The sequence below is a fragment of the Cellulomonas sp. ATA003 genome (assembly GCF_031582905.1).
GTDB lineage: Bacteria > Actinomycetota > Actinomycetes > Actinomycetales > Cellulomonadaceae > Pengzhenrongella.
The window spans coordinates 4002276-4015677 of record NZ_CP133990.1; the positions used below are offsets into that span (position 1 = coordinate 4002276).

14 protein-coding genes and 4 pseudogenes are annotated in these 13402 nt (G+C 74.4%); 11 read left to right on the plus strand and 7 right to left on the minus strand.

The window, feature by feature from the left end; translation table 11 throughout:
- Nucleotides 1-100: 100 nt before the first annotated feature.
- Entirely contained in the window at nt 101-439 is a 339-nt protein-coding gene (locus REH70_RS19760; RefSeq protein ID WP_310750058.1) for a DUF3140 domain-containing protein, read from the plus strand.
- A gap of 165 nt (nt 440-604) precedes the next feature.
- On the opposite strand, the pseudogene REH70_RS19765 reads toward REH70_RS19760, so the two are convergent.
- Nucleotides 605-2224 (minus strand): annotated as a pseudogene (locus REH70_RS19765) (peptide chain release factor 3).
- Nucleotides 2225-2302: 78 nt separating this feature from the next.
- A complete protein-coding gene (locus REH70_RS19770) occupies nt 2303-2704 on the minus strand; it encodes a four-helix bundle copper-binding protein (protein WP_310754443.1) in 402 nt (133 codons plus the stop codon).
- A gap of 130 nt (nt 2705-2834) precedes the next feature.
- Here REH70_RS19770 and REH70_RS19775 point away from each other — a divergent pair, with 130 nt between their 5' ends.
- The 4 genes from REH70_RS19775 (at nt 2835) to REH70_RS19790 (ending at nt 5344) form a co-directional block, all read left to right on the plus strand.
- The gene (locus tag REH70_RS19775; protein WP_310750061.1) at nt 2835-3161 is read left to right on the plus strand and encodes a biopolymer transporter Tol; all 327 of its coding nucleotides are present in this window, start codon (nt 2835-2837) and stop codon (nt 3159-3161) included.
- 85 nt (nt 3162-3246) lie between these two features.
- Nucleotides 3247-4143 (plus strand): SDR family oxidoreductase, encoded by an 897-nt coding sequence (locus REH70_RS19780; RefSeq protein ID WP_310750065.1) that lies wholly within the window; start codon nt 3247-3249, stop codon nt 4141-4143.
- Nucleotides 4144-4277: 134 nt separating this feature from the next.
- The gene (locus REH70_RS19785; protein WP_310750068.1) at nt 4278-4802 is read left to right on the plus strand and encodes a septum formation family protein; all 525 of its coding nucleotides are present in this window, start codon (nt 4278-4280) and stop codon (nt 4800-4802) included.
- Between the two features lie 80 nt (nt 4803-4882).
- Nucleotides 4883-5344 (plus strand): DUF3817 domain-containing protein, encoded by a 462-nt coding sequence (locus REH70_RS19790; RefSeq protein ID WP_310750070.1) that lies wholly within the window; start codon nt 4883-4885, stop codon nt 5342-5344.
- Between the two features lie 178 nt (nt 5345-5522).
- Here REH70_RS19790 and REH70_RS19795 read toward each other — a convergent pair whose 3' ends face one another.
- Nucleotides 5523-5720 (minus strand): hypothetical protein, encoded by a 198-nt coding sequence (locus REH70_RS19795; protein WP_310750072.1) that lies wholly within the window; start codon nt 5718-5720, stop codon nt 5523-5525.
- 164 nt (nt 5721-5884) lie between these two features.
- Between REH70_RS19795 and REH70_RS19800 the strand changes: the two genes are divergently transcribed.
- The 5 genes and pseudogenes from REH70_RS19800 to REH70_RS19820 all read left to right on the plus strand — a co-directional run bounded on the left by REH70_RS19800 (nt 5885) and on the right by REH70_RS19820 (nt 8894).
- On the plus strand, nt 5885-6823 hold the full coding sequence (locus tag REH70_RS19800; RefSeq protein ID WP_310750075.1) for a chemotaxis protein CheB: 939 nt from the start codon (nt 5885-5887) through the stop codon (nt 6821-6823).
- Complete coding sequence (locus REH70_RS19805; protein WP_310750078.1) at nt 6771-7010, plus strand: hypothetical protein; 240 nt, start codon at nt 6771-6773, stop codon at nt 7008-7010. The genes REH70_RS19800 and REH70_RS19805 overlap by 53 nt, the downstream gene beginning before the upstream one ends.
- 46 nt (nt 7011-7056) lie before the next feature.
- Nucleotides 7057-7779 (plus strand): annotated as a pseudogene (locus REH70_RS19810) (CheR family methyltransferase); the annotation flags it as partial.
- Nucleotides 7683-8240 (plus strand): annotated as a pseudogene (locus tag REH70_RS19815) (PAS domain-containing protein); the annotation flags it as partial. The pseudogenes REH70_RS19810 and REH70_RS19815, both read left to right, overlap by 97 nt.
- A 216-nt stretch (nt 8241-8456) precedes the next feature.
- Entirely contained in the window at nt 8457-8894 is a 438-nt protein-coding gene (locus REH70_RS19820; RefSeq protein WP_310754444.1) for a PAS domain-containing protein, read from the plus strand.
- Here the strand turns inward: REH70_RS19820 and REH70_RS19825 are convergent.
- Both REH70_RS19825 and REH70_RS20975 read right to left on the minus strand, forming a co-directional pair.
- Nucleotides 8875-9300 (minus strand): ANTAR domain-containing protein, encoded by a 426-nt coding sequence (locus REH70_RS19825; RefSeq protein ID WP_310750081.1) that lies wholly within the window; start codon nt 9298-9300, stop codon nt 8875-8877. The genes REH70_RS19820 and REH70_RS19825 overlap by 20 nt on opposite strands.
- A gap of 454 nt (nt 9301-9754) precedes the next feature.
- Nucleotides 9755-10411: pseudogene (locus tag REH70_RS20975) on the minus strand (PAS domain-containing protein); the annotation flags it as partial.
- A 12-nt stretch (nt 10412-10423) separates the two neighbouring features.
- Between REH70_RS20975 and REH70_RS19830 the strand changes: the two are divergent.
- Nucleotides 10424-11614: a sensor domain-containing diguanylate cyclase gene (locus REH70_RS19830; protein WP_310750084.1), complete on the plus strand. Its 1191-nt coding sequence runs from the start codon at nt 10424-10426 to the stop codon at nt 11612-11614.
- A 4-nt stretch (nt 11615-11618) separates the two neighbouring features.
- Here REH70_RS19830 and REH70_RS19835 read toward each other — a convergent pair whose 3' ends face one another.
- Nucleotides 11619-12305 (minus strand): PP2C family protein-serine/threonine phosphatase, encoded by a 687-nt coding sequence (locus tag REH70_RS19835; protein ID WP_310750086.1) that lies wholly within the window; start codon nt 12303-12305, stop codon nt 11619-11621.
- 115 nt (nt 12306-12420) lie between these two features.
- Nucleotides 12421-13194 (minus strand): hypothetical protein, encoded by a 774-nt coding sequence (locus REH70_RS19840; RefSeq protein WP_310750088.1) that lies wholly within the window; start codon nt 13192-13194, stop codon nt 12421-12423.
- Nucleotides 13195-13402: the final 208 nt, after the last annotated feature.

The following is a 13402-nucleotide window of genomic DNA, read 5'->3' on the forward strand; positions in this document are numbered from 1 at the left end:
GTCCGGCGCCGTGCCGGACGCACCTCACCCGACCGAATCGACCGAACCGACCGAACCGACCGACCCACCCAACCGAGCGACCCGGCTCAGGAGGCGACCGATGGCCACGACACCGATCGACGACGCACTGTGGCAGGACTTCCACGACGCGGTGAACATGACGTCCCGCGAGCTGCGCGAGTGGCTCGCCACCGCGGACGCGGGCGAGGGGACCGAAGCGCTCCCGGACCAGGCGGGTGACGACCGCTCCCGCGCGGTGCTCGACGTCCTGGGCAAGCGTCGCACCGACCTCACCGACGACGACGTCGCCGTCATGCGATCCGTGGTCGACGAGGTGCGTGCGGCCCGTGGCGAGGACCGTGAGCCGGTCGCCGGGGACACCCGGTGGCGTCACAGCCTCATGTCCATCGGTCACGACCCGCTCAAGCCCGCCCCGTAGCCGGCCGCCTCGCCCCGTCGCCCACCGCGCGGCGGCTCGTGCAGCCGTGCGCGAGCCGCCGACGCCGCGACGCCGCGGCCCGCGGCCGCCCCTCGCGTCAGTCGACGGGCGGCGCGGGCTCGGCCTCGGCGATCGCCGGCGTGGTGTGGGACCGGCGCCCGGTCCCTACTCCACGCCGGCGGCGAGCAGCGGCGTCAGCGTCAGCTCGGGGACCGCGCGCTGCAGCGAGCTGAGCCGCCACTTGTCGGTCAGCAGCGCGAGCAGCGTCCCGTCCGCCCGGCGAGCCAGCTCGACGCCGGTGCGCCCGGCCAGGCGGGCGGCGTCGTCATCGGTGGCGTTCATCGCCAGGGAGAAGCTCAGGTGGTCGGTGCGCATGGGCGCGTTGAACTCGTGCGCCATCCGGAACTCGGCGACCTCGAACTGCAGCGGCCCTACGGCGGCCAGGATCGGCGAGGCGTCACCGCGCGCCTCGGAGACCAGCACCTGGACGACGCCCTCCTGCTCGAGCTGGGCGATCCCGCGGCGGAACTGCTTGGAGCGCGCCGGGTCCGCGACGTGCGCGGTGATGAAGTGCTCGGGCGCGAAGGTCGGCATCGGGGGGTACCGGACGCCGGGTCCGTCCGCGGCGTGCAGCGTGTCGCCGACGGCCAGGGCGGTCGCGTTGACCAGGCCGACGATGTCCCCCGGGTAGGCGGTGTCGACGACGTCGCGGCTGCGCCCGAACACCGAGAGCGCGTACTTCGTCGCGAACGGCCGGCCGGTTCCCCGTGCGTGGCCACCATGCCCCGCTGGAACTCCCCGAGCACACCCGCAGGAACGCGAGGTGGTCGCGGTGGTTGGGGTCCATGCCCGCCTGCATCTTGAACACGAAGCCGCTGAACGGGGCGTCGACCGGCCGCGGCGTGCCGTCGACCCCGGGACGGGCCGACGGTGCCGGCGCGAGCTCGGCGATGGCGTCGAGCAGCTGCCGGACGCCGATGTTGGTCAGCGCCGCGCCGAAGAGCAGCGGGGACGTCCGGCCGGCCCGGAAGGACTCGAGGTCGAGCGGGCCGAGCAGCGCGGAGGCCTCGAGGGCGTCGTCGACCTCGCCCGGGAAGCGGTCGCGCGCGGCGTCGAGCGTGAGGTGCTCCTCCTCGGCCAGCGTGGCACCGCCGGGGAGCGCCCGTACAGGGTGACGCCGCGCTCACGGACGTCGAGCAGCCCGTGGAAGGTCCCGGCCTCCCCGACCGGCCAGGTGATCGGGGTGGGGTGCAGGTCGATGCGCTGCTCGAGCTCGTCGCACAGCTCGAGGGCCTCACGGCCGGGCCGGTCCCACTTGTTGATGAAGGTGATCACCGGCACGCCGCGGCGGCGGCACACCTCGAACAGCTTGAGGGTCTGCGGCTCGAGCCCGCGCGAGGAGTCGAGCAGCATGACGGCGCAGTCGACGGCGGTCAGGACGCGGTAGGTGTCCTCGGAGAAGTCCGCGTGCCCGGGGGTGTCGAGCAGGTTGATGACCACGCCCTCGAACTCGAACTGCAGGGCGGCGGACGTGATCGAGATGCCGCGCTTCTGCTCCATCTCGAGCCAGTCCGACACGACGCCGGACCGGCCCTGCTTGCCGTGGACGGCGCCGGCCTCACCGATCGCCCGGGCGTGCAGCGCGAGCGCCTCGGTGAGCGTGGACTTGCCGGCGTCGGGGTGGGAGATGACCGCGATGCTGCGGCGGCGGGCGGCCTGGGCGGTGACGACCGCCGGGGGTGCGGCGAGGTCCGTCACCGACGACGCCCCGGCGTGCGGCGGCATCGCGCGTGGTCGAGCGCCGCGTCCGGCTGGGCCCTGTGCATGGGCCCGAATCTACCGTCCGCGGCACGTCGCCTGCGCTCACGCGATCGTGATGAGCAGCTCCCGGCACGCCTCCTCGCACGCGCGGCACGCCTCGGCGCAGACCCGGCAGTGCTCGTGCATGCCGGCGTGGCTCTCGCACTCGTCACCGCAGGCCCGGCAGGCGGCGATGCACGCCTGCAGGTGGGCGCGGGTGATGTTCGCGTCGTAGCCGGTGTGCCGGGACAGGATCCGGGCCGTGGTCCCGCAGCTGTCGGCGCAGTCGAGGTTGAGGCGGATGCACGTGCGCAGGTCGGCCACCATGTCCTCGCTCAAGCACGCGTCCGCGCACGCGGTGCACGCCTGCGAGCAGGTGACCAGGGCGTCGATGACGCGGGCCAGCAGCTCGCGGTCGAGGTCGATCCGGGCGGGGGTGGTCTGCATCATCGCGGCGATCTTCATCGGGTCCTCCAGCTGTGGGCGGAGCACGGGTGCGGTGGACCGGCTCGGGCCGGGGCGCACGCTGACCCCTCGACGGTAAAGAGATCCTCATGTGTGCGCATCCCACGGGCACCGACCTACGCTCGGCGACATGGCGCCCGTGATCACCCCGGACGGCCGGTACCTCGTCGTCCGCGGGCGCCTGTGGCGGTGCGCGGACCCGGGCTTGGACCCGGCCGAGCGGGACCGGCTCACCCGCAAGCTCATGGCGGCGCGCCGGGCGAAGGGTGCGGCGATGCGGGCGGGTGACGCCGTCGCCCAGGAGGAGGCACGAGCGCGGGTCGACGCCGCCAAGGTCGCGCTGGGGGAGCGCGGCCCCGTGTGGTGGACGGACGGCGCCCCGGACCTGACCCGGCACCTGGCGCGCACCGGGCCGTACGCGGAGTGGTTCGCGTCGTTGCCGCCCGAGGCGGACTGACCCGCGTGAGACCCGCCTGCGGATCTGCCGGTCGGGCGGCCTCGCTCGCCGTGCGGCCCCGGGGACGGCGGGTGACGATCGACGCATGAGCGACCAGGACCAGACCGCCCCGGACCCCACGACCGCCCACCCCCAGCCGCCGCAGCCCGAGCAGGTGCAGCCGGCCCCGGGCCTCGCCCGCGAGATGACGCCGCGACCCGACCACGGCGAGGAGAGCTACGTCGGCCACGGCCGGCTCGAGGGACGCGTCGCCGTCGTGACCGGTGCCGACTCCGGCATCGGCCGCGCCGTGGCCATCGCGTTCGCCCGCGAGGGCGCCGACGTCGTCCTGTCCTACCTCCCGCAGGAGGAGCCGGATGCGCAGGAGGTCGTGCGGCTCGTCGAGGAGGCCGGCCGCCGGGCGATCGCCGTCCCGGACGACCTGTCCACCGAGGAGGCGAACGTCCGCCTCGTGCGCAGCGCGGTGGAGCAGCTCGGCCGCATCGACGTGCTCGTCGCCGTGGCAGGCAAGCAGGTCGCGGTGGAGGACATCGCCGACCTGACGTCCGAGCAGTTCGACCTGACCTTCCGGACGAACGTGCACGCGCTGTTCTGGCTGAGCAAGGCCGCCCTGCCGCACATGCCGCCGGGCAGCTCGATCATCACGACGTCGTCGGTCCAGGCGTACAACCCGTCGCCGACGCTGCTGGACTACGCGTCGACCAAGGCGGCGATCAACACGTTCAGCAAGGCGCTCGCGCAGCAGGTCGCGCCCAAGGGCGTACGCGTGAACGTGGTCGCCCCGGGGCCGTTCTGGACGCCGCTGCAGGTCAGCGGCGGTCAGCCGACCGAGGCGCTCCCCGACTTCGGGTCGCAGGCGCCGCTCGGCCGCGCCGGCCAGCCCGCGGAGCTCGCGAGCACGTACGTCTACCTCGCCTCCCCGGAGTCGAGCTACACGACCGGGGCGACGGTCTCGGTGACCGGGGGCACGCCGACGCCCTGACGACAGGCGGGTGAAGCGCCTCGGCGGACGGGTGACGCCCGCCGCCGAGGCGTCCGTGCGACCGGCGTGCCGGACTACTTTCGGCGCGCTGGTCGGCGCCTGCCCTCCGGCTCCTGCCGCGAGAGGCTCCGCCCGTGTCCCGCTCCACCCGTCGTCCCGTCGCCACTGCCGGTGCGCTCGTCGCCACCGCACTGCTGCTCACCGGCTGCTCCGCGCTCCAGGGCGCCATGGGGGGTGTCGAGCCGGAGCGTGACGAGGCCACCGGGGAGATCACCGAGGCGGCGCAGGCCGACGCGTTCGCGCTCCGTGTCGGTGACTGCCTGACCCTCGAGGCGGAGGTCACCGAGGAGCTGCAGGAGTTCGCCTCCGTCCCCACCGTGCCGTGCGAGGAGGCCCACGACAGCGAGATCTACGCCGCCCACGACCTCGAGGGCGACGAGTACCCGGGGGACGACGCGGTCGTCGCGAGCGCGGACGAGCTGTGCCTCGCCGACTTCACGACGTTCGTCGGCACCCCGTACGAGGAGTCCGTGCTCGAGCTCACGACCTTCTTCCCGTCGTCGGACAGCTGGAGCATGCAGGACGACCGTGAGGTCCTGTGCGTCGTCGTCGACGTCGAGGGTGGCGTCACCGGGACGCTGCAGGGCGCGCAGTACTGACGCGCGCGACCCGCGGAGACGCACCGGTCCCGGCCGTGGCCGCTTTGGAGCCGCAGCGGGCGGCGTGATGGCATGGGCGCATGCCTCTGCCCTCGCCCCGTCCCGCCCTCGTCCGCCGCGCGTTCACCGTGGTCGCGGTGCTCGAGGCGTTCACCTGGGTCGGCCTGCTGGTCGGGATGTACCTCAAGCACGTCGCGGGGACGACCGAGGCGGGCGTGTGGCTGTTCGGGCGGCTGCACGGCGCCGCGTTCGTCGCCTACGTGCTGACGACCCTGGTCACCGCGCGGGTGCTGCGCTGGGGGCCGGTCGTCACGCTGGTCGCGCTCGCGGCGAGCGTGCCCCGCTGGCGACCCTGGTGTTCGAGGTGTGGGCACGCCGGCGGGGGCTCCTCGGCAGCCAGACGGCCGACGACGCCGCTCGGCTCGCGCGTCGGGGTCCGCGCGTCGCCCCCGCGCAGCCGTGAGACCTCCCCGCGCCGGTCGCGGGGAGGTGTCCTAGGGTCGGCACCACGACGGTTGAGAAACCAGCCGCCGCTCGGATGAACGAGCCCGACCATGCGCGCACCACGTCAGCATCCGCCCCGCTCCGACCAGCGACCACACTCCCCGCACCCCCTGCCCCCGGTGGGCCGCACCTTCGTCGCGGGCTTCGAGAGCACGTACCACCCGGCGGCCGGCGTAGACAACACGCTCGCGGTGGACAACACGCTCGCGGCGCGTGTCACGGCACCGGTGGGAGGGTGACGGCGCCGTGCACGTGCTCGTGGACTTCGCGCCGGCGCAGCTCGCGCACGAGCTCGAGGAGCTCGTCGGCCGCGCGAGCGCGCTCCTCGGCGCCCTCCGCGTCGAGTCGACGGCCGATGACGGCGGACAGTCGGGCGTCGAGCTCAGCGGTGCTGCACGCAGCGATGTCGCACATGGTGGGTCCACATCACGGAGCAGGTGGCGATGGCTTCACCGGACGACGACCTCAAGATGTCACACGCACCCGTCGGCGTACACCCCGGTCCGCCCCGTGGTCCGGCGGCCCGCGACCGGGGTGGGCGTAGGGTGACGGGACGACGCTCCGGAGAGGAGCTGAACGTGATCGAACGCGACGAGCCGAACGAGATCCGACGTGACGTGGTGGTCGTCGGTGCCTCGGCCGGCGGCGTCGAGGCGCTCCGGACGCTCGTGGCCGGGCTGCCGGCGGACTTCCCGGCGACCGTCCTGGTCGTCCTGCACACCCCGGCCACGTCGCACAGCGCGCTCGCCGCGATCCTCGACCGCTCCGGCCCGTTGACCGCCGTGCAGGCGCGCGAGGACGACCGGCTCGAGCCCGGGCGCGTCGTCGTGGCGCCGCCGGACCGCCACCTCATCGTGCACGGCGACGGGGTGACCCTCTCCCGCGGACCCCGCGAGAACGGGCACCGGCCCGCGGTCGACGTGCTGTTCCGGTCCGCGGCGCGGGCGTTCGGCCCGCGGGTGGTGGGCGTCGTGCTCTCCGGCACGCTCGATGACGGCGCTGCCGGTCTGGTTGCCGTGGACCGCTGGGGCGGTGTGGGTGTCGTCCAGGACCCCGCCGACGCGATGTACCCGAGCATGCCGCGGGCGGCCATGGCGGAGGACCACCCCTGCCATGTGCTGCCGGTGGCCCAGATCCCCGGCCTTCTCGACCGGCTCGTCCGCGAGCCCGTCGAGGCGCCCCGGAACGGCGGACGCCACGTCCACCACGTCCGCACAGAGCGGGACGACGACGAGGTCTCGGCGTCGACCACGGACACGGAGATCGCCATGGCAGGCAGTGACGGCGGCGCGCTGAACAACCCGGACCGGCCGGGGTCCCCATCCCCTTCGCGTGCCCGGACTGCCACGGGGTGCTGTTCGAGATCGCGGACGGTCACGTCCACCGCTACCGGTGCCGGGTCGGCCACGCGTGGTCGCCGCGCAGCCTCGCCGCGCAGCAGACGTTCGCCGTCGAGGGCGCGCTGTGGATGGCGCTGCGCGCCCTGGAGGAGAAGGCGGCGCTCGCCGACCGCATGAGCACCGGTGCGCGCAGCCGGGGCACACGATCACCGCGCAGTCGTTCGCCGCCCAGGCCGCCGAGTCGCGCTCGTCCGCGCTCGTCCTGCGTGACCTCATCGAGCAGACGACCGCGCTCGACGCCGACGCGGACGGTGACGCGGACCTGTCGGTGGCGGCGTCCACGACGGCGCGGCGCAGCGGCTAGCGTGGACCGCCGCCCCACCGCGGGCGCCGGACCGTGGGAGGCCGCCGTGGACGAGGAGCTCGACCCGCACTTCGAGGCCTTGCTGCTGCATCTCAAGGAGCAGCGTGGGTTCGACTTCACCGGGTACAAGCGGCCGAGTCTCGTCCGGCGGGTGCAGCGACGCATGGACGTCCTCGGCATGGCCGGGTTCGAGCAGTACGTGGACCACCTGCAGGTGCACCCGGACGAGTTCGCCGCACTCTTCGACACCGTGCTCATCAACGTCACGAGCTTCTTCCGCGACCCGGACGCCTGGGACTACCTGCGCGACGTCGTCGTCCCGGAGATCCTCGACCGCAACCGCGGGCCGATCCGCGTGTGGACCGCGGGCTGCGCGACCGGGGAGGAGGCGTTCTCGGTCGCGATGACGTTCGCCGACGTCATGGGTGTCGCGGACTTCCGCGAGCGCGTGAAGATCTACGCGACCGACGTCGACGAGGAGGCGCTCGCGCAGGCGCGCGCGGCCACGTACGACGAGCGCCGGGTGCAGGGCGTGCCGCCGGCGCACCTCGAGCGGTACTTCGAGCGCACCGGCGCCGGCTACGTCGTCGTCAAGGAGCTCCGCCGGGCGGTGATCTTCGGTCGCAACGACCTCGTCCAGGACGCACCGATCTCCCGCGTCGACCTGCTGACGTGCCGCAACACGCTCATGTACTTCAACGCCGAGACGCAGGCGCAGATGGTGCGCCGCCTGCACTTCGCCCTGCGGACGGACGGGGTCCTGTTCCTCGGCAAGGCCGAGATGCTGCTCGCCCACAGCGAGCTGTTCACCCCCGTGGAGCTCAAGCGGCGGTTCTTCCGGCGCATCGGCCCCCGCTGGTCCGGGCCGGTGGGCTCGCCCTCGGGCGCCACCCGGCGGGCGCCGCCACCGAGCACGGCCCGGCCGACCGCCTCAAGGAGGAGGCGCTGCTGGCGAGCCCAGCCGCGCAGGTCGTCGTCGCGGCGTCGGGTGAGCTCATCGCCGTCAACCGACGCGCGGAGCTGGTCTTCGGGATCGGCTCCCGGGACGTGGGCCGCCCCTTCCAGGACCTGGAGATGTCCTACCGGCCGGCGGAGCTGCGCTCCACGATCGAGCAGGCGCTCGCCTCACGGGAGTCGGTATGGGTGCGTGACGTCGCGTGGACCCGGGCCGGCGGTGACGCGGCCACGTACGACATCCAGGTCATGCCCCTGTTCGACGCGGACGGCGGGACGCTCGGTGCCTCGGCGGTGTTCAACGACGTCACCCGCTACCGGAGCCTGCAGGACGAGCTCGAGGACGCGAACCGGCGACTCGAGCTCGCCTACGAGGAGCTCCAGTCCGCGAACGAGGAGCTCGAGACCACGAACGAGGAGCTCCAGTCGACGATCGAGGAGCTGGAGACCACGAACGAGGAGCTCCAATCCACGAACGAGGAGCTCGAGACCATGAACGAGGAGCTCCAGTCGATGAACGACGAGCTCACCGTGACGAACGAGGAGCTGCGCCTGCGGACCCTCGAGGTGTCCCAGCTGAACGACTTCACCGAGACGGTGCTCGCCGGGCTGCGCGCGGGGGTCGCCGTGGTCGACCGTGACCTGCGTGTCATCGCCTGGAACAACGAGGCCGCCGAGCTCTGGGGCATCCGCGAGGACGAGGTGATCGGGACCGGGCTCGCCGACCTCGACATCGGCCTGCCGCTGGAGCCGCTCGGCCCCCTCGTGCGCACCCAGCTCACCGGCCACGCCGCCCCGGCCGAGCGGACCCGGCTCGCGGCGGTCAACCGCCGTGGGCGCTCGGTGCAGGTCGACGTCACGGTGAGCCCGCTGCGCCGCGACGGTCAGGGCGTGTCGGGTGCGATCGTCGTCATGAACGTCGTCGACTGACCCCCGCCGCCGTCTCGGTCTGGACGACGAGCGCGCGGGCGAGGTCCCGCACCTTGACGTTGCGCTGCTGGCTCAGCGCCGCGAGGTGGGCGAACGCCTCCTCGGCCGTGCCGCCGCGTCGCGCCATGATGATGCCCTTGGCCTGGTCGATGACGGCTCGCGACGTCATCGCCTGGTCGAGCTGAGCGGCCACCTCCCGCAGCCGCGTCGTCTCGGCGACCGCCTCCAGCGCCGCGCCACCGGCGAGCGCGAGGACCTCCGCGGCCTGCGCCTGCGCCTCGGTGAAGGTCCCCGCCGCCGCGCTGTAGATGTTGAGGCAGCCGACCTTCTCGCCGCCGGCGACGACCGGTACCGCGAGGACCGCGGTGGCGGGCGACCTCTCCACACCGCGCGCAGTCGCGGCCACCGGGACTGCGCGGCGACGTCGTCCACGAGGACCGTCTCCTGCTCCTCGAACGCGTCGACGCACGGCCCCTCGCCGGTGCGCACCTGCAGGCCGTCGACGACGGCGGCCGCCTCGTCGCTGGACGCGAGCTGGGTCGGCTCCGCGGGGTGCCCGAGGTTGGCGCTCGCCCACACACCGTCGCCCAGCACACCCGCCGACGTGCGGGCGATGCCGGCCAGGAGCCGCCGGGGGTCGTGGTCCCCGACGGCGAGGCGCGAGATCTCGGTGACCGCAGCGGCCAGCCGCACGGGATCGACCGCACGGGCCGACGCGTCGGCCTGGACGAGGAGGGTGCACTCGACCTGCTTCCGGGCGTCGGCGTCGACACCGGGGGTGAGCACGAGGTCGACGGGGACGGGGACGACCGGCGCGGGCTCAGGCGGAGACCGACCCGCAGCGGATCCATCGCCGCCTCGGACAGCGAGCTGCGCACCAGGCCGCGGTCGGCGTCCAGGACGAAAGAGACGAGCGGCTTGCCGACCAGACGCACGAGCGGGACGTTGACGAGCGCGGCCGCTGCCGCGTTCGCCTCGGTGATCCGACCGGCGCCGTCGAGCGTCACCATGGGCACCGGCAGCAGCGACGCTACCCGGCGCCGCTGCGCCGTCCGCGCCCGGCTCAGCTGGAGCAGCTCGTCGAGCTGGTCGCGCTGGACGCGCATCTCCTCGTCCGCGACCCGGAGCTCCTCACGAGCCGTCTCCAGCTCGAGCTCGAGCTCGAGCGCGAGATCGGTCGGGTCGCGGCGCACCCGGTCCACGAGCGCGTCGAGAGCGGCGAGGTCGTGCGAGGTCCAGACGTAGGCGCCTCGGCCGACGCTCGCGGTCGGCCGCTCGTCCTCGACGCTCATGGTGTCTCCCTCGTGTGCGTGCGGCTCCGTGCCGGGCGGGCCGCGTCCCATGGTCCCAGTCGCCGACGGCGTACGCAGCGGGATGGCCGGCAGAAGGCCGGGGCGCCACCGAACCGCCTCCACCGGCGTACCGGGCGGTGATCCACCCCGTGGTCGGTGCGTGCACCGTGAGCGGTCCCATGCCACGCTGACCCCCGGAGGTGGAGCCACGTGCCCCGGGGCCATCCGAGGACCCTCATGTCCGAGCTCGCCGCGCCGGCGGACGACCGTGGCCGGGTCGCACGTGGACCCCAGGACCGTGCGGTGCTGCGTGCCGTCGCGCGGCTGGCGACGCTGGCCGCCGCGCCGGGGAAGCCGGACGACGTGCTGCGCGAGCTGTGCGGTGTCGCCGCCCAGGTCCTCGAGGTGGACGGCATCGGGGTCATGAAGCTCGAACCCGGTGGCCCGGCGGGACGGGTGGAACTGGTGCACGCCGAGACGCCGGTCCACGACCTGGAGCGGCTGCAGGGGTCGCTGCAGGCCGGGGCGTGCCGCGACGCGATCGACTCGCTCGGTGTCGTCGCGATCGGCGACATCCGGGAACGGGCCGACCGGTACGGGGACTTCGCCACGGCGATGCTCGCCGCCGGCATGCACGCGGTCCTCGCCGCGCCGCTGACCGGTCGTGGGCGGACCTGGGGGTCGCTGGACCTCTACCGGCGCCGTCCCGGCGCCTGGTGCGCGCAGGACGTCGAGGCCGCACGGCTGCTGGCCGACCTCGCGGTGTCGCACCTCGCCCTGGCGAGCGACCGGGACGAGGCCCGCGCGGCGCGCCGGGAGGTCGAGCACCGGTCGCTGCACGACGCGCTCACCGGGCTGCCGACCCGCGCGCTGCTGTACGACCGGATCGACCATGCGCTCGTGGCCGCGCGGCGCCACTCCGCGGTGGTCGGCGTGGCCTTCGTCGACCTCGACCGCTTCAAGGCCGTCAACGACACGCTGGGTCACGCCGCCGGTGACGACGTGCTCGTCGAGGTCGCCCGACGCCTCGCGTCGGTCGTCCGGGCGGAGGACACCCTCGCCCGCCTGGCGGGGGACGAGTTCGTGGTCGTGCTCGCGGACCTGCCCGCGGACGCGGTGGAGCGCGGACGCGTCCTCGTCGACCTCGTCGCCCGGCTGCGTCGGGTGCTGGAGGCACCGGTGCACGCGGGCGGTCACCCGGTCGCGGTGACGGCGAGCATCGGCGTCGTGGTCCCCGAGGCAGGGCGTACCCCGTCCGCGGCGCAGCTGATCCACGAGGCGGACGGCGTGATGTACGCGGCGAAGGTGGACCGCGACGCCGTCGTCGTCCACGACGGTGTGCGCGACGGCGACCACACCCGCGCGGTGGGCGTGGTGCCGGGGCGGGTGCCGAGCGCGGGTGCGGCGGTGCCGGACGTCGGCGTCTGAGCCGTCATCGTCCTCCGGTGTCGACATTCGCCTGCCCCCGCCTGGTCCAGTGCGCGAGCAGGAGGGTCGCGTCGTCGCCGAGCTCGCCGCCGGACCGGTCGGCCACGGCGCGGGCCGTACGCCGGGCGACCTCGGGCAGCGGCGTCGTCGCGGTCATCTCCCGGGACAGCAGCTCGGTGAGCCCGTCCAGGCCGAGCGGGTGCCCTCCGGGGTCCCGCGCGTCGGTCATGCCGTCGGTGTAGAGGACCAGCAGGTCCTCCGGCTCCAGACGCTCGTGAGCGACCACGACGCTCAGCGGCGCGTCGAGCCCGAGGAGCGTGCGCCGACCCCCGCAGAGGGTGCGGACGGGTCGACCACTGCGGAGCACGACGGGGTACGGGTGCCCGGCACTGACGTACCGCAGATCACCCGTGGCCAGGTCGAGGCGGGCGACGACCCCGGTGGCGAGCGCCCCGACGCCGAACTCCTCGACCAGCGTGTCGTGCACCACCTGGGCCTGCCCGATGAGACCGTGCCCGTCGCGCCGGGCGCTGCGGTACGCCGCGAGCGCGACGGTGGCGATGACCCCCGCGTGCAGGTCGTGCCCGGTGCCGTCGAAGATCGCGAGGTCGAGCGCGCCGGGGGACAGGGCGTAGTCGAAGACGTCGCCGCCCAGGCGCTCGCACGGCTCCACCACGCCGCTGACGAGCACCCGGTCGGTGCCGGCGTCCAGAGGAGGAGCATCCGCGACACCAGCTCGGCGGTCAGGCCGGCCGGGCGCCGTCCGCGGACGGCGCGCAGCCCGTCGCCGTAGCGGTCGACGGCCGTCACCAGGTGACCGAGCCAGTGCGCGAACGTCCCGCAGTCGTCCCGCCACGACGGGTCGTGCACGCGGTCGCCGTCGTCCGGCATGACTTCGAGGACCCCGACGCGGTCGAGCCCGTCCAGGACGGGCACCCACAGGTGAGGGTGCCGTTGCTGCCCACGACGGTCCGGAGGAGGCGGAACGCGCGGCCCGCCGTGCTGATCTCGACGTCGAGCGGCGGGCCCCCGTCGTGGCCCGCCACCGGTACCAGGACGTCTGCGGCACGGTCGACGAGGTAGAGCGTCGCCCGGGCACCCAGTGACCGCGCCGCCCGGTCGACCGCGTCCGGGAGCGACGCGGGCGCGTGCAGGCGGGTCGCCCGCAGCAGCTCGTCGAGGGCTGCGGACGGGACCGCGTCGGACCGGGGCGGGGTGGGCGTCGTCGCGGATTCGTGCCGCTGCGACGGGGAACCTGCGGCGCCGGCCACGTCCCCGAGGTGCTCGTCGACGGCGACGGCGAGGAGGTCGGCCTGGCCCGGGGCGAGCGGCGGGCCACCGGCGAGGTACAGGTCGACGTCGAGCGGCGCAGCCGTGCCGCCGAGCGAGAAGTAGCGCAGCCACAGCTCCTCACCGGTCAGGTGCCCGCCGTCCAGTGTGGCGCGGAGCGCAGCGCGCCGGCGCGCGTCAGCCGCGGCCTCCCTCGCGGGGGTGGCGTGCGGGGGCGTCGGCGTCGGGGTGGGGGTGGGGGTGGGGGTGGGGGTGGGGCGGACGGCAGGGCGTCCATCGAGCTGGGACATCGGTGCGCCTGTGCAGCGAGCCGTCGGGCGTGGTCTCCACCCGCGCGGAGCCTGCATCGTCCCACGTCGCGTCCACCCTGCGCGAGGCGCCGCCGGTCCGGCGCGGGCCAGGCGGCGTCCGCGCGCGCCGGTGGCCGCAGTCCGGATGAGCGTCGTCGTCCACCATGTCTGGAGCGCGAGGGCACACGGGTGTGACGAGGGCGTCACC